The organism is Streptomyces sp. NPDC050704 (genome assembly GCF_040654355.1).
Taxonomy (GTDB): Bacteria; Actinomycetota; Actinomycetes; order Streptomycetales; family Streptomycetaceae; genus Streptomyces.
Window position 1 is genome coordinate 1 of record NZ_JBFAHW010000026.1, and the last position, 18,706, is coordinate 18,706.

The following is an 18,706-nucleotide window of genomic DNA, read 5'->3' on the forward strand; positions in this document are numbered from 1 at the left end:
CCTCTTGCCCCCCCCCCCGCTCTTCCCCTCGCGCGCCGGGGCGGGCGGGGGTGGGGGGCTGCCCGTGCGGCCCCGGGCGGGGCGCCGCGCCGCCCGGCGCGGCGCCCGCCTGATTTTGCGTACAGGGCCGGAACGTCTCTGAGCGTTGTCGGTCCCTCCGGCTAACGTGGATACCCGGAACATCGACGAAGGGGGCTCGATGGACGCGGAGTTGACGGCGCTGGCGGCGGCGGGGGCGACGGCGCTCGTACAGCAGATGGTGACCGACGGGTGGGGGAGCGTACGGGATCGCGTCGGCGCCCTCTTCTCACGGGGGCGGGACGAAGACGTCGTCGTGGCCGAGCTGGAGGAATCGCGGGCCGATCTCGTCGCCGCGCGGGACGGCGAGGACGAGGAGGCCGCGGCCGACGTACAGGCGTCCTGGCGCAGCCGTCTCCGGCGCACGCTCCGCGACGACCCCGAGGCGGCCGCCGAACTCCGAGCCCTGCTCGACGAGTTGGCCCAGCCGTCGATCGCCTCCGCACCGGGCACCCTTCACAACACCGTCAGCGGCAGCGTGCAGAACAGCACCGTGGTCCAGACGTACACGGTCGGCGCCCTGACGATCGGGCAGCCTCCGCGCCGCGGGTGACGGGCCACCTGACGAGCCTCTCTGGTGCAAGCAAGGAAGGACGGGCGTGAGGCCCGGAACGACCGCAGTGAGCGCCCCGGAGAGTGACTGAATCCCCATGCCGGAGTGACCGAATCCCCATGAACGACGACTCGCCCTTCCTCGACGCCGTCGCCGACCGCCTGGCCGCCCTCCCGGCCGTCCGGGCGGTAGCCCTCGGCGGCTCCCGTGCCCAGGGCACCCACACCCCCGACAGTGACTGGGACCTGGCCGTCTACTACCGCGGCGGCGACTTCACCCCCGCCGCTCTCCGCGCCGTCGGCTGGGAGGGCGAGGTCTCCGAGATCGGCGCCTGGGGCGGCGGTGTCTTCAACGGCGGCGCGTGGCTCACGATCGACGGCCGCCGCGTCGACGTCCACTACCGCGACCTCGACGTGGTCGAACACGAGCTGGCGGAGGCGGCGGAGGGCCGCTTCCACACTGAGCCCCTCCTCTTCCATCTCGCGGGAATCCCCAGCTACTTGGTGGTCGCGGAACTGGCCGTCAACGAGGTCCTGCGCGGCACGCTGCCCCGCCCCGCGACCTACCCGGCCGAACTCCGCCGCACCGCCCGCGACCGCTGGCACGGAACCGCCCGCATGACCCTCGCCTACGCCCGGACCAACCACGCCCCGCACGGCCGCCGCACGGAGGTCGCGGGCGCCATCGCGACGGCCGCGATGCAGGCCGGGCACGCGGTGCTGGCGGCGCGGGGGGAGTGGGTGACGAACGAGAAGCGGCTGCTGGAGCGGGCGGGGTTGCGCGGGGTCGACGACATCATCGGGGATCTGCGCCAGGATTCGGCGGACCTGACCCGCGCGGTCGGCGACGCCGAGGGGCTCTTCGAGGCGTCCCTTACGGCGATTGAAGCCGACATCACCGAACCCTTCGCGGAGCACGAGTAACCCTTCGCGGAGCACGAGCAGGCCGTACTCCGCGGCCGGCCGGCCGGCCGACCGCCCCGCTCCCGATTGCGTACATAAAGAACGCGGCCATCGCGCCGATCGTCACCTCGCGGAAATACATACGCCCCAATCCCTCCAGGAACCCGCCCTACCGTGGACACCACCGCCCAGGCCGACGTCGCCCGAAGGCAGACCCCCGCCCTCGTCACGACAGGAGTCCCGTGCCGCGCCCGTTCTCCGTCTCCCTCTCCGCTGTTCTGCCGCTCTGGCTTGCTCACGCGCTGCGTACGCAAAGAGGGCCCGTGCCCTGGAATGCCGTCGTGCGGGGGGCGCTGGCCGCCGGGCCCCTGCTGCTCGCGGCCGTCCTCGCCGGGCGGGAGTCCCTCGGAGTGGTGGCCGCGCTCGGAGCCATGCTCGCCGGGATCAACGACCGGCCCGGGAGCCGGCGGGCCGCTGTGCACCGGCTCGGTTTGCCCGGGCTGGCCGGGGCCGCGGGGCTGGTCGTCGGGACGTACGCGGGGCAGCAGCTCGGAGCCGTGCCCCTCACGTTGATACTGACCGGGCTCGGGCTGGTCGCCGGGGCCGTGAGCGCGGTGGGGCCCGTGGCCTCGGGCGCCGGAACGCAACTGCTCGTCGCGGCGGCCATCGGAGCCGGCATGCCGCTGCCCGAGCCGGGGTGGCAGCGGGCGCTGTTCTTCCTGGCCGGCGCCGGCTGGCTGATCGCGCTGCGGCTGGCGCTGCCCACGCCCGGGGCGGGGTCCCTGGCGAACGACTTCCGGTTCGACGGGGAGCGCATCGCCGTCAGCGCCGTCTATGACGCCGTCGCCGCGTTGCTCGCCGCCGTCGGCGGGCCCGAGGCCGGAGCCCGGCGGGCCGCGCTGACCGCCGCGCTCGATCACGCCCAGGACGCGCTCGCGGGGCCGCGGCTGCGGCGGTACGCCAGTTCCGCGGCCGAGCGGCGACTGCGGGCGCAGTACGCCGCCGCGCTGCCGCTCGCCGAGGCCGCGACCGCGCTGGCCTGGGCGGGGGAGGCGTTGCCCGCGCGTACGGCGGAGGGGCCGCGACGGCTCGCCGTCTCCGTCCGTACGGGGGAGCCGTGCGGGCCGCTGCCCGCGCCCGCCCGGTCCGTGGCCGGGCTGCGGGCCCTCGACGACGCGCTGCTGCACGCGGCCGAGGCCTTCGACCGGGGCGGCAGGAAGCAGAACACACAGGACACGGCGGGCAAGGGCGTTGCCGCCTCCCACGGCACCGAGCACCCCAATCCCCTCAACCACGCCGCCCAGCAGACCCAGCAGCAGGGCCTGCACGCCCGCACCGTCAGCGGCAAGGCGCTCCTGCGCACCGTCACCGGCGCGGGCGGACGCGAGTACGGCTTTCGGGTCGCCCTCTGCTTCGGTGCCAGCGCGGCCGTCGCGCAGGCACTGCACCACGTGCACTGGTACTGGCTGCCGGCCACCGCCGTCTTCCTGGTGAAACCGGATCTCGGGCCGCTCGTCTCGCGCGTACTGAACCGGGCGGCGGGCACCGTCTTCGGCGCCGTCCTCTTCGCCGGGCTCGCGGCCCTCCTGCCCGAACCGGGAGGACTCGTGGCGGTCGTGGCGATCAGCGGCGCGCTGATCCCCGTGGCCACCCGGCACTTCGCCGCCCAGACCGCCGTCGTCACCGTCCTCGTACTCTCCCTCGTCATGGTGGGCGGCGAACCGCAGGCCTCCTGGAGCCGCATCGGCGAGACCCTGCTGGCCTGCGCGATCGTGCTGATCGGCGGGCACCTGCCGGCGCCCGGGCGGCGCGGCGGGAACGTACGGGCGCGCCTGGCGCGGGCATCGGACGCGGCGCACGCGTACCTCACCCACGTACTGAGCGGCGCGGACGACCGGGCGGCGCGCTGGGCGCTGCGCCGCGAGGCCTACCGGACACTGGCCGAGGCGCGTGCCGCGATCGAGCGGGCCGCCGCCGAACTCCCCACCCTGGCCCGGCACACCGAGGGCACCGACGAGTTCGCCGCCACGCTCGAACGCCTCGTGGACACCACCACCGCCTGCGCCGTCCACCTCGACGACACGGGACGGCTCACCCCACGCCACACCGAACGCCTCGCCACGCTCCTGGACGAACTCGTGGAGCAGGGCGAGCGCGCGGGCCTCGGGGAGGGCAGAGGGCCGGGGGACCTCCTCACGGCCTAGCTCCGGGCTCTGTGGGTCCCGGCCTCCAAGAGCTTCTGATGATCACGACTTCACGACTTCACGACTTCATGGCTTCACGGCTGTATTCGTGCCCACACCGGAGCGTGGTCCGACCCCGCCGCGTCCCGCCGCTTCCCCGGGTCCTCGTCGACCGACGGCAGCGGAGTCTGCCGGGCCGGCGCGGGCACCCCCGTGCCCGCCGCGGTCACCCGGTCGAGCAGCAGACGGCTGACGAGTATGTGGTCGATCAGCTCGGGACGCCCGGAGTGGACGCGGGAGAAACGCTGCTCCTCCGGGATGAGCGGCGCGATGTTCCAGAGCCGTGCCGCGTCGCCCCTGTCGGGCCGCTCGAAGCCGGGCGTGCCGATCTCGGAACCGGGCGGACCCTGCAGGATCTGCGTCGTGGCGGCCGCGACCTCGTCGTTGAGATCGCCGAGCACGGCCACGTTCCGCTCCTTGCCCCGGCCGTCGAGGAGATCGTCGGCGACGGCACGCAGGGTGGCGGCCTCGGCGGCCCGCCGGTACAGGGCGTACGCGCCGTAGCGGGCCCGCTCGCCCTCGTTCCGCGGCTGGAACCGGCCGCCCGGGTAGGTCAGCAGCTTCGACTTCAGATGACAGACCGCCACCGTCAAAGTCGTGGCCCCGCTGACGATCTCCACCGCCAGGAAGCCGCGTCCCGTCCGGGGCACCGGCTCACCGTCGTCGTCGCCCTGCACGGGCCGCAGCGGCGCGGGGAAGGTGTTCGTGTCGGTGAGCGTCCGCGGCTCGGAACGGCTGAGGAAGCCGACCCTGATGCCGCGGCTGTCCGGATGCTCCGACAGCGCGATGTGCCAGTCGCCGTCGAGCATCCCGGCCAGCTCCTCCAGCGCGTCCCGGTCGCCGACCTCCTGCACGCCGAGCAGCGTCGGGTCGAGTTCCGTGATGACCGAGGCCAGGGCGGTGAGCTTCGCCTTGTACGCGGCCTCGGTGCGCGGGCCGAAGGGGCCGCCGGGCCGGTACAGGTTCTCCAGGTTCCAGGTGCCGAGGAGCATGCCGGGCTCCTTCCAGGGAGCGTTCGCCCAGGGGGCGCCGCCGGTCGGATGGTGGGGCCAGCGTGCGCGCGAAACGGGGGCGGCGACAGGGCCGGGACCGGATGCGCGGTTCACGTCACCCGACGGCACGATGCCGTCGTACCGTGGCGTGATGACCTCGCCCGAGCCCGAGCCTTCATTGGACGCGAAGGCCAACACCTCGTCGGCCAACACCTCGTCGGCCAACATCCCGTCGGCCGGTGCCGCGCAGGCCGACACCTCGCCGACCGGTATCCCGCCGGAGCCCTCGTCCGCCGCGAACACCCCGGCCGATCTCATCATCACCCGATGCACCGCACTCGTGCACGACGATCATGAGCGGATCGACTTCATCGAGGACGCCACCATCGTCGTACGGGACGGGCGCATCGAGACGGTCACCACCCGGCCCGAGGCACGCGACCTCCCCGCGGCCGAGCGCATCGACGCCCACGGCCAACTCGCGATGCCCGGCCTCGTCAACTGCCATACGCACGCCCCGATGGTGACCCTGCGCGGTATCGCCGAGGACCTCCCCGTCGAGGAGTGGTTCAACGACGTCATCTGGCCCATCGAGTCCAACCTCGCCGAGAAGGACGTGGAGTTGGGCGCGCGGCTCGCCTGCGCCGAGATGATCCGGGGCGGGGTCACCTGCTTCGCGGACCACTACTTCTCGATGGACACGGTCGCCGCGGTGACGGCCGAGAGCGGGCTGCGCGCCAACCTCGGGCAGGCCTTCTTCTCCTCGCAGGGCGCCGAGGGGCGCGAGCAATCGCTCGACTTCGCTCTCCGGCACCGCGACACCGCCGACGGCCGCATCACCACCTCGCTCGCCCCGCACGCGCCCTACACCGTCGACGACGCCGACCTCGCCGCGACCGCCCGACTCGCCCGCGAACACGGCCTGCTCGTGCACATCCACGCCTCCGAGAACCGCGACCAGGCCGACACCAGCCTCGCCCGCCACGGCCGTACGCCCATCGAGATCCTCGCGGACACCGGCCTCCTCGACACCGACGTGCTCATCGCGCACGGCACCGGCATCATGGAGCGCGACCTGCCCGTACTCGCCCGCGCCACCGGCCGGATCGGCGTGGCCAGCGCGCCCCGGGGCTACCTCAAGTTCGCCTGGCCCACCACCACTCCGGTACGCGCGCTACGGGAACTCGGCATCTCCGTAGGGCTCGCCACGGACGGCGCCGCCTCCAACAACTCCCTGGACGTGTGGGACTCCATGGCTCTCACCGCACTCGTCCAGAAGTCCACCGAAGGCGACCCGCGATGGCTGACATCCCGTCAAGCCCTGCACCACGCGACACTCCAGAGCGCGCGGGCCGTCGGACTCGGCGAGCAGATCGGCAGCCTCGCGCCGGGGCGGCGGGCCGACATCGTCCTCGTCGACCTGACCGGCCCGCACACCCAGCCCGTGCACGACCTCGCGGCGACCCTCGTGCACAGTGCCCGCTCCAGTGACGTACGCACGACGATCGTCGACGGGCGTGTCCTCATGTGCGACCGCGAGCTGCTGACACTCGACGTGCCGGGAACCGTACGGGAGTTGAACGAGCGGATGCCCGCCCTGATCGACCGGAGCCACGGCAGGAAGATCCAGGACTACGACACGTGAGCGCTCCGCTGGAGGAACGGTGATGCGGTGTCGACGTGCGGCTCCGCCGTGAGTGCGGGCCGGTGGGGGCTGGTCGCGCCCGCGGCGGAGCCGCACGTCGACACAGCCCCGCGCCCCTGTCGGGGTGCGGTACCGCACCGGACTTCGCCGGACCCGCTCAGAAATCCCGCGCCCCACCGATGAGTTCCGCTCCGCCCTCCGGTCCACCTCAGAGAAGGCACCGCACCGGAGCCGGAACCGGAGCCGGAGGAGAGGACGGGACAATGACGCTTCCGCAGATCGTCTCGCGCGAGGAGTGGCGGGCCGCGCGCGAGGAACTGCTGGTCAGGGAGAAGGCCGCGACCCGTGCGCGGGACGCGCTGAACGCCGAGCGGCGGCGGCTGCCGATGGTCGAGATCGGCAAGGAGTACGTCTTCGAGGGCGGGGACGGCAAGGCGACGCTGCTCGACCTCTTCGCCGGACGGGACCAACTCGTCGTCTACCACTTCATGTTCGCGCCCGAGTGGGACGCGGGCTGCCGCAGCTGCTCGGCGTTCCTCGACCAGATAGGGCATCTCGCGCATCTGCGCGCGCGTGGCACCGAGTTCGCGGCGGTTTCCCGTGCGCCGTACACGAAAATCCTGCCTTTCAAAGCACGCATGGGATGGACCGTGCCCTGGTATTCGTCGTACGAAAGCGACTTCAACCACGACTTCCAGGTGACACTCGAAGGCGAAGGTGAAGGCGAAGGGGGCGACGAGGACGACGAGTTCTACGAGCGGCCGGGGGTGAGCTGCTTCCTGCGGGACCGCGAGCGGATCTTCCACACGTACTCGACGTACGAGCGAGGACTCGACGGACTGGGCTCCACCACCAGCTTCCTGGACCTCACGGCCCTGGGACGGCAGGAGGAGTGGGAGAAGCCCGAGGGGCGCGCGTCGGCGTTGGGGGCGCCCGCCGGAAGTGGGCGCATCCGCTACCACGACGAGTACGAGGACTGAGCGGACCGCCGCGGAAAAGCCGGAACGGCGGCTTCACGAAAGCCGGAACGGCGGCTTCACGAAAGCCGGAACGGGCGCCTCAAAAGCCGGAACGATCGCCTCACCACGGCCGGAAACGACCCGAGAAGGGTTTCACACTTCGTTATGGCCAAGTGTCGACTACGTCTCAGTAACGTCACTTCGCGAGACGTTCACCCCATGATTGGCGTTTAACTCTTCAAGGGCTCTCTCGAAGAGTGGCAGGACATGGAGGTACAGGGTGAACGGGCGAATGGTGCTTGAGCGCTTTCCCGCCGGTGGACCGCGCGGTTCGTGGCCGGCGGAGGAGTTCGCGCAGGCGTGCCGCCAGCAGGGGCAGCACGCGGAGGTCGTGATGGACCTGACCTCGGACGCCTTCCTGGTGATCGTGCGGGACCTCACCGAGTGAGCCGTACGAGCCTCCTGGGCTCCCGCGGCGGTTCCCTCGGCGCTCTCGGACCGCCCGGTGGGCCTCACCCCGCCTTGGGCGCCGGGATCTTCACGGTGAACTGCTCCGCCTGGAGCGAGTACAGCTCGGCGTAGACGCCACCCGTGGAGAGGAGTTCGTCCGGAGTGCCGGACTCCACGAGCCGGCCCTGGTCGAGGACGTGCACCAGGTCGGCGTGGCGCACCGACGCGAGGCGGTGCGTGATGAGGATGACCGTCTGACCGGTGCCCGCCAGGGCCCGGATCTTCTCGAAGACCTCCAGTTCGGCGCGGGCGTCGAGGGCCGCCGTCGGCTCGTCGACGACCAGGATCGCGCCCCGCCGGTACGCCGCCCGCGCGATGCCGAGCCGCTGCCACTGGCCGCCCGACAACTCGTGGCCGCCACTGAACATCCGGGCCAGCAGCGTGTCGAGCCCGCGCGGCAGATCGGCCACGACGTCCTCGGCGCCGGCCTCGGCCACGGACTCGTCGAGTCTGTCGTCGGTGAGCGGCGCGGACGTCCGGCCGATCGCGACGTTCACCCGGGCCGTGAACGGCCACCGCTTGAAATCCTGCGCCACCATCGCGATGCGCTCGGCGAGTTGGTGCCGGTCGGCGGTCGCCGCGTCGACGTCGTCCCACATGATCCGGCCGCGCTGCGGTGCGTACAGCCCCGACAACAGCTTGACCAGGGTGGTCTTGCCCGAACCGTTCTCGCCGACGAGCGCCACGATCTTGCCGAGCGGCACGCTGAGCGTCAGGTTCGACAGAGCGGGCCTGGCGGCGCTGCCCGGATAGCTGAACGTGACGTTCTCGAAGCGGATCTCGCGAGGCTCCTCGGGCAGCGGCTCGCCGCCGACCGGGATGGCGCGCTCGGCCGCCTCTACGTAGAGGCGTTGCAGATCCCCGACGAACAGGGCTTCCTCGTGGAGGGTGTTGACCTCCAGGACGAGCGTGTCGAGGTTCGCGGAGCCCGTACGGATCGCGATCACCGCCGTGCCCGCCACGGACAGCGCCATCGCACCGGCGAGGAGCAGCCCGCCGAGTGTCGCGTACGTCGCCACGGTGGCCAGACCGGTCCAGGCGGCGGCGATCAGACCGGTCCTGGCCTCCAGGCGGGCGAGGCGGGCCTGTTCCGCCTCGGCGGACTCCGACATCGCGCGGAAGTGGCGCAGCAGGAAGGGGCCGACGCCGTGGACGCGGATCTCCGGCGCCGCGGCGGGCTCGGTGAGCAGGCCGCTGATCAGCCGGCCGGCCCGGGCGTGCTGCACCCAGGCGTGCCACGACGCGTAGCGGCGCCGGGCGATGGTCAGCGCGCTCCACGCGCGCGGCAGCGTCATCGTCACCAGCAGCGGCAGCAGCGCCGCGTGCAGCACCGTCAGGACGCCGGCCGCCGCGATCAGCGAGATCATCGCGTTCACCACGCGGGTGGCGATCCCGATCATGCGCCGGGCGGACGAGGCGCCGTACTGCGCCGTGTCGAGCAGCTTGTGGAAGGCGTCGTCCTCGATCGCGGACAACTCGACCGCCGCCGCCCGCTCCAGATACAGCTCCGTCGCGACGCGCTCCACCTTCGGTTCGAGACGGCCCGTGGCGTACGTCGAGGCGGCCCGCAGCAGCGCGGCGAGCAGCATCACGACGGCGATCGTGACGAGCGCGGGCACCGCGCCGCGCAGCCGGTCCTCGACCGGGCCGCTGGTCATCAGGCGCCCCAGGACGCTGTTGACTGCCAGCAGGCTGACCGCCTGCGCCAGACCACGGGCCACCTCGGCGACCAGCACGGTCCGCGCGGCCCGGCGGTCCGCCTGCCAGGCGAGCCGGAAGCTGGACGCGAGCAGCGCGGGCAGCCGCGTCACCATGGCGCGGAAGTTCAACTCCAGGAAAGCGTCGGAATGCTGGGACCAGCCCATGTCGTAGCGCAACGGGCCGCCGAACAGCAGCCGTTCCGACTCGGTCGGCTCGGGCTTGCCCGCACCGCGCTTCTTCCTCGCCGATTGAGCCGACTCAGCCGATTCAGTCGGTTCAGTTGATTCCGTCGACTTCTTCGATCCAGCTGAATCAGTCGGTCCCGCCGATGCCGCCGGTCCCACAGATGACCTCCCCCGATAGTGGCCGAACGGCCACTATCGCGGCGCCCGACGCCGGCGGGCAGGGCGCGCGCCGGGTCGGCCACGGCGCAACCGGAGCACGCCCGGGCGCTTGTGCAAGGCCACGCAGGTCAAGAGCTGCCCATGCAGGCCATGCAGGCCAGGCGCAGCCCAAGGGCATACGGCTCAGGCGCTGACCGACCGGGACCAGGCCGGTGCCGTCCCCGTCACCCGGCACAGGGCCAGATAGAGGGGAATCGGCGGAGTGTACGGAAGCGTGCCGCCCGGGTGGTGGATGAGTCCGGGGAGGCGGGGCGAGGCGGGGGCGAGCGCGCCGGTGGCGTAGTGCGCGGGCGCCGGCCACTCCAGGGCGACGTCGGAGTCGGAGGGTACGAGCCACCACCAGTGGGTGCTGTCGGCATACACACAGCCCACCCGCGGCAGGCGGGGCATCAGCAGCGGTCCGAGTCCCGCGGGCATCGCCACCGCGTCGCAGCCGAGCGGCTCCCGCATGCCCTCCGGCACGGTCAGCCGCCGCGAGGGTCCGGCGCCGGATGATCGCCGTCCGCGCTCCAGGCGGATCAGGGTGTCCAGGTTCAGCACCCCTGACGCACCGGCCGACGTAGCCCTCACACCCATTCAGCCCCGTCCGTTCTCACGTTGTCGAAAACCAGCCGCACACCGGCTGGAACGATTCAGGTCAGCATCGTCAGAACCACTCGAGCCCGGCCGCCGGAGTCTGCGCCCGAGCATGCGAGGAGCCGACTGGGGCCGGCCGGCTCCTCGCACCCCAGCCCAGGTCCGACCGCGGCTCGGCGCCGTTGTTCGCCGAGCGCGGCAGATCCGCCCAGACCAGCAGGCCGGGACCGGTTTCCTGGGCGCCCCAGGCAGTGCACACCGCCGCTACGAGGAGCAGTCCCCTCCCGTGCTCCTCCTCGGGGCGCTGTGGCGACGGGTGGGGCTCACCCGGTGCACACCCCTCGTCACGGACGGCTATCCGCACCAGGTCCTCGCCGTCGCGCAGCTCGCACACGACATGCCGGCTCGCCGTGTGCACGATGGCGTTGGTGACCAGCTCGGAGACGACCAGTTCCGCCGTGTCGCAGGTGTCCTCGCAGACCGCCCAGCCCGAGAGCCGGGCACGCGTCAGATGCCGGGCCTGCGCGGCAGAGCCCGGGTGTGCGGCCAGCTCGAAGCGGAACCGGCGGTCGGCGGCCGTACTGGGGCACGCCCCAGCGGCACCGAGACCGAACCGGTCCCCGGCAGCATCTGTTCCTAACGGCGCGGACGGAATCACGCTTGCCACTATCTCCCCGTCGTGAACACTTGGCAAGTGTCACTCTGAAAATTGCAGAGTGCAGTGTTCCCTCACGGGAGGGCCGTGGCACACTGCTCGCAACAGCACGTGGCGCGGCGTCAGTTGGGTACCCGTTCGGGGACTCGAACGGGCGCCGCCCGGGCTGTCAGGACTATCTGGAGGTGGACGTGAGCGAGCCGCGGTCCGCGCCGACGGTCGGGCAGGTCGTCCTCGGACGGCGCCTGCTCGACCTGCGGGAGCGTGCGGGGCTCAAGCGCGAGGAGGCGGCGCGCATCCTGCGCGTCACCGCTGCCACCGTCCGCCGTATGGAGACGGCCGAGGTCACGCTCAAAATCCCGTACCTCCAGCTCCTGCTGAAGTCGTACGGGGTCTCCGACGAAGAGGCCGAGGCCTTCGTGGCGCTCGCGGAGGAGGCGAACCAGCCGGGTTGGTGGCAGCGCTTCCACGACATCCTGCCGGGCTGGTTCTCGATGTACGTGAGCCTGGAGGGCGCCGCCTCCCTGATCCGCTCGTACGAACCCCACTTCGTGCCCGGAGTGCTGCAGACCGAGGAGTACGCGCGTGGCGTCATGGAATCCGGCGCCATCGGCCAGACGAGACCCGAGGACATCGAGCGCCATGTGGCGCTGCGCATGCAACGCCAGGAGCTGCTGACGCGCGAGGACGCGCCCCGGTTCTGGGCCGTGATGGACGAGACCGCCGTGGCCCGCCCCGTGGGCGGCCGCGAGGTCATGCGCGGCCAGCTCGACAAGCTGCTCTGGGCCACGAAGCTGCCCAACGTGACGCTGCAGATCGCCCCGTTCTCCTCGGGGCCGCACGCCGGCACGTACGGGCCCTTCGTGCTGTTCCGCTTTGCCATGCCGGAGCTCCCGGACATGGTCTACAGCGAGTACCTGACCGGCGCCGTCTACCTGGACGCGCGCTCCGAGGTGGCCACTCATCTCGAGGTCATGGACCGCATGGCGGCGCAGGCCGCCACGGCACATCGCACGAAGGAGATCCTCCGGGATCTCCGCAAGGAGTTGTGAATGGATCGCATCAAGTCCCGGATACGCCATGCGCGGATCTACAACGGCATGCCCGCACGGGAGCTGGGCAGTGAGGGCTGGCACAAGCCGTGGAGCGGCGGTAACGGAGGCAACTGCCTGGAGGCGATGAAGCTTTCCGACGGCCGCATCGCGGTCCGCCAGTCGGCGGACCCGGACGGCCCGGCCCTCATCTACACACCTGGTGAGATGACCGCGTTCATCCAGGGCGCCAAGGCGGGGGAGGCGGACTTCCTGCTTTCCTGAGGCCGCCGTCAGGCCTCTTCTTGTTCAGCCTGCTTCTCTAACTTGGCGTTCTGTTGATGCAGTTGATGATGCAGTGGAATCCGATGTTCCAGTCTGTTCAGAGCCAGGACCACATGCGGCGTGGCGCGTCCACGAGCCGGCTGACGGCGACCACCGGGAACGGCGGCTGCTCGGCACGGTCCCGGCCGAGGCTCAACCCGTAGTAGATCTGCTCGATCGACGGCGGTCCGACCGCGAGGTTGCGGCGGACCGCCTCCGACGGCGACTCCTGGCGGTCCTGTACGAGATATGCCGCGGCCAGCGTCCCCGTACGACCCACACCCGCACCGCAGTGCACGAACACCGGCCCCGGGGCCGCACCGACGACATCGAGGAAACGCCGCACCTGGTCGGGCGTCGGAGTCTGTCCGTCACGGATGGGCATCCGCACGACGTCGAGGCCGGCCTTCTTCGGTGTGGCGAGCTGGGAGGCACTCAGGTCCTCGGCGCGCAGGTCGACGACCGTGGTGAAGCCGAGCTGGTTCAGTGCCCGGTAGCCCGCGGGGGAGGGGGCGGCACCGCGCCACAGTCCTCCCTCGGCGTCCACGGGCTGGAAGTGATGAATCCCCTGCACCGCACGGGTGCCCTCGGGCTCCGGGGTCTGGTCGCGGGTCCAGAACGACAGCGCGAGGATGCCCAGCGCGCCGGTCGCCCAGAGAGCCAGGTAACCGAGGCCGAGAATGCCGAGAGCCCGCAGGACGGTTCTGCGCAGGGGCCTGCGGGAACGACCGGTGGGCGGGGTGAGTGAGGGGGAGGGTGGGGTGATGACAGCCATGAACGACCCGGAGGTTTGGGGACGGGGAACGCATTTGGCATCGTAACCCCGGTCTCCGAGGTGATGGCTTGTGTGCGTATGGGGCAGTTTACCCGCTAATGATGTCAACTACTGACACGTAAAGCGGGACAGGAGTTACCTGTGTGCATGAAGGGGCGGAGGTTGTCGGACCGCGACCTGCACACGGACCCGCTCAGCCCTCGGCCCTCGGCCCTCAGTCGTCATCCGTGTCCGAGTCCGCGTCGCCGATGCCGACCACCGTGAGGTGCGTACGGTCCAGGCCGGTGTCCTCCAGGCAGCCGCGCAGCCGCATGCGGTCGTGATCGGTGAGCGCGGGCTGGACCACGCCCGCGAAGAGGCCGTCGCCCAGCTCGCCGAGTGTGGCACGGTTCAGCGGGACGGACGTCGAGTCCCGGCAGCGTTCCCAGAGTTGGTGCGCGGCGAGCGACTCCCGCTCGGCGGTCATGTTCGTGCCGCGCATGTCGATGCGCAGGAGCACGGAGGTCGCCTTGGAGTCCTCCGCCTTCTCCTCCCGGGTCTGGGTGAGGTCGGCGAGCCCGACGACGAGCGCGCCGAGCAGCACGGTCGCGATGACACTCACGGAGAGCACGCGTGCGGTACGGCCGCGCTGCCGCGGGGCGCCGAGCGGCGGCAGGTCTTCCAGGTCCTCCCAACCGTCCGGGGCGTCCGGTCCGGCGCCGCGGGCCGGGTCGGGCGCGGCCAGGACGGCGAGCCGCCCGGCGAGGCGCCGCTCCGCCGAAGGCCGGGCCGTGACCGAGGCGATCCGCTGGACCAGCCAGGCGAGACCGGAGAGCAGCACACCGGTGATCATGAGAACCGGTACGAAGACGTACGTCGGATTCGCCGGCTCGTCGTCCAGCCAGCGGAACCGGTCGCCGGCCGGCCGCGCCTCCTTCTCCCGCAACCGCGTCAGGATGTCCTCCTGCCGCCGGTCCGCCTCGCGCATCCGCTCCTCGATCCGTGCGAGCCGTCCCACGAGCACGACCCCGAGGAGCATCACCTCGACGACGAGCAGCAACACCCCGGACAGGATGGCCCGTTGCCACTGCCACCGGTACAGGTAGACGACGACGTACGTACCGGCTCCCGTGGCCGCCACACCCCCGAAGAAGTAGACAAGGCGCCTCATCGCGGGTCTCCCTGAGGCTCGTTCGCGGGCGAACGCACGTGGCCGTCGGGCAGGTGTCCGCGGGGTACGTGTCCGTCGCCGTCGGGGCCGTCGGGCCGGCCCTCGCCGGCGGCACCGTCCAGGTGGTCGGGGCGGTCGAGGTGTACGTCGCCGGTGGCGCCGTCGACCGTGAGGCGGGACCCCGGCGGGAAGCGGCGTACGGCATCCGTGACCCCGACGACGGCCGGCAGGCCGAACTCCCGGGCCAGCACGGCGAGATGGGACAACGGGCTGCCGGTCTGCGCGACGAGTCCGGCGAGACCCGGAAGGAGCTGGGCGAGCGCGGGATCGAGCGTGCGGACGACGAGCACGGGGTTCGGCGGGCGGGTCCCGGTTCCGTCCCAGGCCGTACCGGCGGCCCGCCCGGCGGACACACCCCGCCCCACGCTCCCGCCATCGCCCTTGCCTGCGGGCCGCTCGGCGACGACCTTGCCGCCCGCCGCGAGCCGGAACGCGTCGGGCAGGGGTGCCGACGCGGCTTGCGGCAGGCGTTCCTCGAAGTCCCCGGGGAGGCGTCCGACTTCGAGCGCCTCGACGAGCTCCCGCCAGCGCAGCAGACCGACCTTCGAGACGTCGCCCAGGGCCCCTCGTACGACCAGCCGCCGGGCCGCCTCCCGGACGAGCCGCACCTGGAGCTCCTGCACCCAGCGGATACGGAGGCGGAGGGCTTCACGCGTGGGGAGGGCGGCGGCGGAGGTGGAGGTGGAGGTGGAAGTTGAGAGGGAAGCGGAGGTGAAGGAGGTCGGTGCGGCGGGGAGGGCCGCCATGACCGTGGACGCGCGGGCGTCGGCCGGGACCGCTTCCGGGGCGCGGTCCGCGCCGCCCGGCCCGTACCCCGGAAGCCTCAGCTCCCGGCTCAGGCCGGGTGTCACCAACGCCAGCACCACCGGCTCCGCCGCCACCACCCGTTGATCCGGCACGCCGAGAGCGCGGGCCTCCGCGAGGGCGGTGAGGCCCGCTCGCGCGGCCGTGGTGCGGGGCTCGGGCAGCAGGGCGCCCGCGAGGGCCTCCTGGGCGTGGAGGGAGACCAGCGTGACCCGGCTCCAGCGCAGGGTGGAGACGAGGTCCGGGCGGCCGAGCCGGTTCACGGGCGGCGTTTCGGCGAGCCGGCGGTCGATGTCCGCGACCAGGTCCACCGCCAGGCCGGGGAGCGCCGTGGACAGCCGGCCCACCCGCCAGGCGGCGGCCAGCCGACGGGCGCCGGGCGCCGGGTTGAGCAGCGCCAGCCACCGGTGCGGAGGCGGCGCGGCGCCGAGCAGCCGCAGGTCCGCCGCGGCCCGCCCGCCGATCGCCCTGACGACCGGGGTCGTACGCAGCAGCCGTCGCGGCGCGGTGCCCCCGATGTCGAGCGCCGCGGCGAGCCCGCGCGCCATGGGAGCCACCCACAGGTCCTCTTCCAGCGGCTCCAGCTGATCCGGCAGCGTCTCCGCCACCGGCCCGGGACCGAGCAGCCGCGCCCCGCGCGCGGGCCGCGCCGCCATCGCCGTGATGGACCGGCTCTGGAACAGCCACAGCCGCCCGTCCCCGTCGAACCCGAACTCGATGTCCTGCGGCCCGCCGAAGATCCGGCGCGTCTGCCGGGCCAGCCGCGCGAGCCGGCGCAGGTCGGCGGCGCCGAGCAGCCGTTCGGCATCCTCGGGCTCGGTGCGCAGGACCCGTCCCCGGCGGCTCAGCCAGTAGTCGGTGCCGGGCTGCGCACCGCTGACCAGCGAGTCGGGCCCGCCCCGCACCACACTCACCAGCATCCGGTCCGCCCGCCCCGCCACGGGGTCGGCGCCGAACAGCACCCCTCCGACGCGGGCCGCGAGCATCGGCTGCACCAGCACGGCCATCGGCGCGACCGAGCCGTCGGCCCGGTGCGCCGAGTCGAGCACGGTCCGGACGGCCGCACGGAATTCACGCAGGCCCCGCACGTCCAGTACGGACGCGAACTGGCCCGCCAGGGACGACTCCTGCGTGTCCTCCTGCGGTGAGGAGGAACGTACGACGAGTGGGCGCGTGCCGCCGTCGGAGAGCTCCTGCCAGGCACGGCGAAGCCCTTCCGACTCGGCACCCGCCCACTCGCCGCCGTTCGCCCGATCACCGTCCGCCCACGCACCGTCCGCGCTCTCGCTGTGCGGCACGACGAACCCCGGCAGCACCGGCAGCCCGGCCCGCGCCGCCCGTGCCAGATGCGCGGCCTTGGAACCGGCGAACGGGATGTGCGCGGCCCGGGGATCGCTCAACGGGACCGCTTCGAACGCGGCCCGGAGGAACAGGGAATCAACTGGATCTTGCGCTCGGGGAACGTCCGGAGCGCCGCGCGGACGGAGCGCATCCGGAGCGCGTCGCGGACCTTGCCTCGCGCCGCCGTCGTGGCGCGAGCCCCGGTCATCCCCGTCTCGCGCACCGTCTTCGAAACGCTCGTCGATCGTCGTCATCGCGCACCCTCCAGGACCGACCGCCAACAGGGGGGACGCGCGGGGGTGGCCCTACGCCTGACGGCGGAACGAAGGATGGGGGCGGGCCGCCGCCGCTCACGGCCTCACGGTCGTGACAACGACACGCCTCCTGGAATCAATGATCCCACCCCCTGTTGTAGTACATGTCAGTGAAAAACGACATTCGGCCATTCACCCTGTGAAAACCCGCTCAGCCAGTCAGGAATTCCGCTCGCCCGACGCTCAGCCGGGCGGCAGCACCGCGCACAACGCGTCCAGCGCCGCGCCGTACGCAAACTCCGAAGGCGTCGCATACCCCACGACGAGTCCGTCCGGCGCGGGCCCGGCCGCCTCCGGGTGCCGGAACTCCGCGAGCCCGTCCAGCGCGAGACCCCGCCACGCGGCGGCCTTCACCGCGGACCGCTCGCTGCCGGGCGGCAGCCGCAGCACCGCGTGGAGCCCGGCCGCGATCCCGGTGACCTCGACGTGCGGCGCCCGCTCGGCGAGCGCGGCGACCAGCCGGTCCCGCCGCCTCCGGTACCGCTGGCGCATCCGCCGCACATGACGGTCGTACGACCCCGAGACGACGAAATCCGCGAGCGCCAACTGGTCCAGCACGCTCACCCACGCCTCCCGCTCGCCCTTCGCGGCCAGCACCCCGGCGACGTACCGCTCCGGAAGGACCATCCACCCCAGCCGCAGCGCGGGCGACAGACTCTTACTGACCGACCCGATGTGGATGACCCGCTCCGGATCCAGGCCCTGTACGGCACCGACGGGCTTGCGGTCGTAGCGGAACTCCCCGTCGTAGTCGTCCTCCAGAATCACCCCGCCACGCGCGCGTGCCCAGCCGATCACCGCGGCACGCCGTGCGGGATGCAGTGGTCCGCCCGTCGGGAACTGGTGCGCGGGCGTGAGCAGCACGGCCCGCTCCCCGCCCAGTCCGTCGACCTGGGCGCCGTCCTCGTCGAGAGGCAGCGGGACGGTCCGTACGCCCGCCGCCGCCAGCAACTCACGGTGGAAGCCCAGGCCGTACGCCTCCACGGCCAGCGGACCGCGCAGCACGCCGCCTCGGATCTGGCCTTGTCCCTGGCGTTGTCCCTGGCCCTGGCTCGTGAAGAGCAGCCGCAGGGCGTGCGCGAAGCCCGAGCAGATCACGATCCGCTCCGGCTCGGTGCGGACGCCACGTGCGCGTGCCAGGTACTCGGTGAGCGCCCGCCGCAGCTCGATCCGGCCCGCCGGATCTCCGGGCCCGAAGACCTCGTTGGGGGCGGCGTTCAGCGCCCGCCGGTACGAGGCGAGCCACGCGGCACGCGGGAACGACGACGCGTCCGACGTGCCCTGCCGCAGATCGAACCGCGGTCCACGCGCGCGTGGAGGCGCCTCTTTCGGCACGCGCGCGTGGGTACCCAACGGCTCGGCACGCTCGGCGACCCGGGTGCCCGAGCCCTGGCGCGCGGTCAGCCAGCCCTCGGCGACGAGTTCGGCATACGCGTCGGCGACCGTGTTGCGGGCGACACCGAGGTCGGCGGCGAGCGAGCGGTACGGCGGGAGGCGGGTGCCCGGAGCGAGACGTCCGCTGCGGACGGCCTCCCTGAGGGCACCGATCAGGGCGGCACGGCGGCCACCCGGAGCCGGCGGGCCCGGCGGGCCCGACAGTTCCAGATACAGGTCGGCGCCGATGCGCTCCGCTGAATTGACCCATGAATCCGCCATAGAAATGCACCATACCGTGGGTCTTTCCGGCCC

At 72.4% G+C, this 18,706-nt stretch carries 16 protein-coding genes; 8 read left to right on the forward strand and 8 right to left on the reverse strand.

Annotated features, from left to right (window positions below; translation table 11 throughout):
• Window positions 1–199: 199 nt before the first annotated feature.
• From AB0I18_RS17505 to AB0I18_RS17515, 3 genes are all read left to right on the forward strand, one after another.
• A complete protein-coding gene (locus AB0I18_RS17505; protein ID WP_363106366.1) occupies window positions 200–631 on the forward strand; it encodes a hypothetical protein in 432 nt (143 codons plus the stop codon).
• A 119-nt stretch (window positions 632–750) separates the two neighbouring features.
• Window positions 751–1,554 (forward strand): nucleotidyltransferase domain-containing protein, encoded by an 804-nt coding sequence (locus tag AB0I18_RS17510; protein ID WP_363106367.1) that lies wholly within the window; start codon window positions 751–753, stop codon window positions 1,552–1,554.
• Window positions 1,555–1,775: 221 nt separating this feature from the next.
• A complete protein-coding gene (locus AB0I18_RS17515; RefSeq protein ID WP_363106368.1) occupies window positions 1,776–3,737 on the forward strand; it encodes an FUSC family protein in 1,962 nt (653 codons plus the stop codon).
• 74 nt (window positions 3,738–3,811) lie between these two features.
• Here the strand turns inward: AB0I18_RS17515 and AB0I18_RS17520 are convergent, their stop codons facing one another.
• Complete coding sequence (locus tag AB0I18_RS17520; RefSeq protein WP_363106369.1) at window positions 3,812–4,768, reverse strand: endonuclease/exonuclease/phosphatase family protein; 957 nt, start codon at window positions 4,766–4,768, stop codon at window positions 3,812–3,814.
• Between the two features lie 151 nt (window positions 4,769–4,919).
• Here AB0I18_RS17520 and AB0I18_RS17525 point away from each other — a divergent pair, with 151 nt between their 5' ends.
• From AB0I18_RS17525 to AB0I18_RS17535, 3 genes are all read left to right on the forward strand, one after another.
• On the forward strand, window positions 4,920–6,413 hold the full coding sequence (locus AB0I18_RS17525) for an amidohydrolase (protein ID WP_363106370.1): 1,494 nt from the start codon (window positions 4,920–4,922) through the stop codon (window positions 6,411–6,413).
• Between the two features lie 263 nt (window positions 6,414–6,676).
• Window positions 6,677–7,393: a DUF899 domain-containing protein gene (locus AB0I18_RS17530; protein WP_363106371.1), complete on the forward strand. Its 717-nt coding sequence runs from the start codon at window positions 6,677–6,679 to the stop codon at window positions 7,391–7,393.
• Window positions 7,394–7,652: 259 nt separating this feature from the next.
• On the forward strand, window positions 7,653–7,820 hold the full coding sequence (locus tag AB0I18_RS17535) for a hypothetical protein (RefSeq protein WP_363106372.1): 168 nt from the start codon (window positions 7,653–7,655) through the stop codon (window positions 7,818–7,820).
• Window positions 7,821–7,884: 64 nt separating this feature from the next.
• Here the strand turns inward: AB0I18_RS17535 and AB0I18_RS17540 are convergent, their stop codons facing one another.
• The 3 genes from AB0I18_RS17540 to AB0I18_RS17550 form a co-directional block, all read right to left on the reverse strand.
• The gene (locus AB0I18_RS17540; protein WP_363106465.1) at window positions 7,885–9,747 is read right to left on the reverse strand and encodes an ABC transporter ATP-binding protein; all 1,863 of its coding nucleotides are present in this window, start codon (window positions 9,745–9,747) and stop codon (window positions 7,885–7,887) included.
• 363 nt (window positions 9,748–10,110) lie between these two features.
• Window positions 10,111–10,563: a hypothetical protein gene (locus tag AB0I18_RS17545; RefSeq protein WP_363106373.1), complete on the reverse strand. Its 453-nt coding sequence runs from the start codon at window positions 10,561–10,563 to the stop codon at window positions 10,111–10,113.
• 70 nt (window positions 10,564–10,633) lie between these two features.
• The gene (locus AB0I18_RS17550) at window positions 10,634–11,230 is read right to left on the reverse strand and encodes an ATP-binding protein (protein WP_363106374.1); all 597 of its coding nucleotides are present in this window, start codon (window positions 11,228–11,230) and stop codon (window positions 10,634–10,636) included.
• Between the two features lie 179 nt (window positions 11,231–11,409).
• On the opposite strand from AB0I18_RS17550, the gene AB0I18_RS17555 reads away from it, so the two are divergent.
• A complete protein-coding gene (locus AB0I18_RS17555) occupies window positions 11,410–12,270 on the forward strand; it encodes a helix-turn-helix transcriptional regulator (RefSeq protein WP_363106375.1) in 861 nt (286 codons plus the stop codon).
• Window positions 12,271–12,534, forward strand: coding sequence for a DUF397 domain-containing protein (locus AB0I18_RS17560; RefSeq protein WP_363106376.1), 264 nt, complete (start codon window positions 12,271–12,273; stop codon window positions 12,532–12,534).
• 97 nt (window positions 12,535–12,631) lie between these two features.
• On the opposite strand, the gene AB0I18_RS17565 is transcribed toward AB0I18_RS17560, so the two are convergent.
• The 4 genes from AB0I18_RS17565 to AB0I18_RS17580 form a co-directional block, all read right to left on the reverse strand.
• Window positions 12,632–13,348 (reverse strand): dual specificity protein phosphatase family protein, encoded by a 717-nt coding sequence (locus AB0I18_RS17565; RefSeq protein ID WP_363106377.1) that lies wholly within the window; start codon window positions 13,346–13,348, stop codon window positions 12,632–12,634.
• Window positions 13,349–13,562: 214 nt separating this feature from the next.
• Complete coding sequence (locus AB0I18_RS17570; RefSeq protein ID WP_363106378.1) at window positions 13,563–14,498, reverse strand: hypothetical protein; 936 nt, start codon at window positions 14,496–14,498, stop codon at window positions 13,563–13,565.
• Window positions 14,495–16,762: a PEP/pyruvate-binding domain-containing protein gene (locus AB0I18_RS17575; RefSeq protein ID WP_363106379.1), complete on the reverse strand. Its 2,268-nt coding sequence runs from the start codon at window positions 16,760–16,762 to the stop codon at window positions 14,495–14,497. Before AB0I18_RS17575 ends, AB0I18_RS17570 begins: the two co-directional genes overlap by 4 nt.
• A 438-nt stretch (window positions 16,763–17,200) precedes the next feature.
• On the reverse strand, window positions 17,201–18,673 hold the full coding sequence (locus tag AB0I18_RS17580) for a PLP-dependent aminotransferase family protein (RefSeq protein WP_363106380.1): 1,473 nt from the start codon (window positions 18,671–18,673) through the stop codon (window positions 17,201–17,203).
• Between the last annotated feature and the right edge of the window lie 33 nt (window positions 18,674–18,706).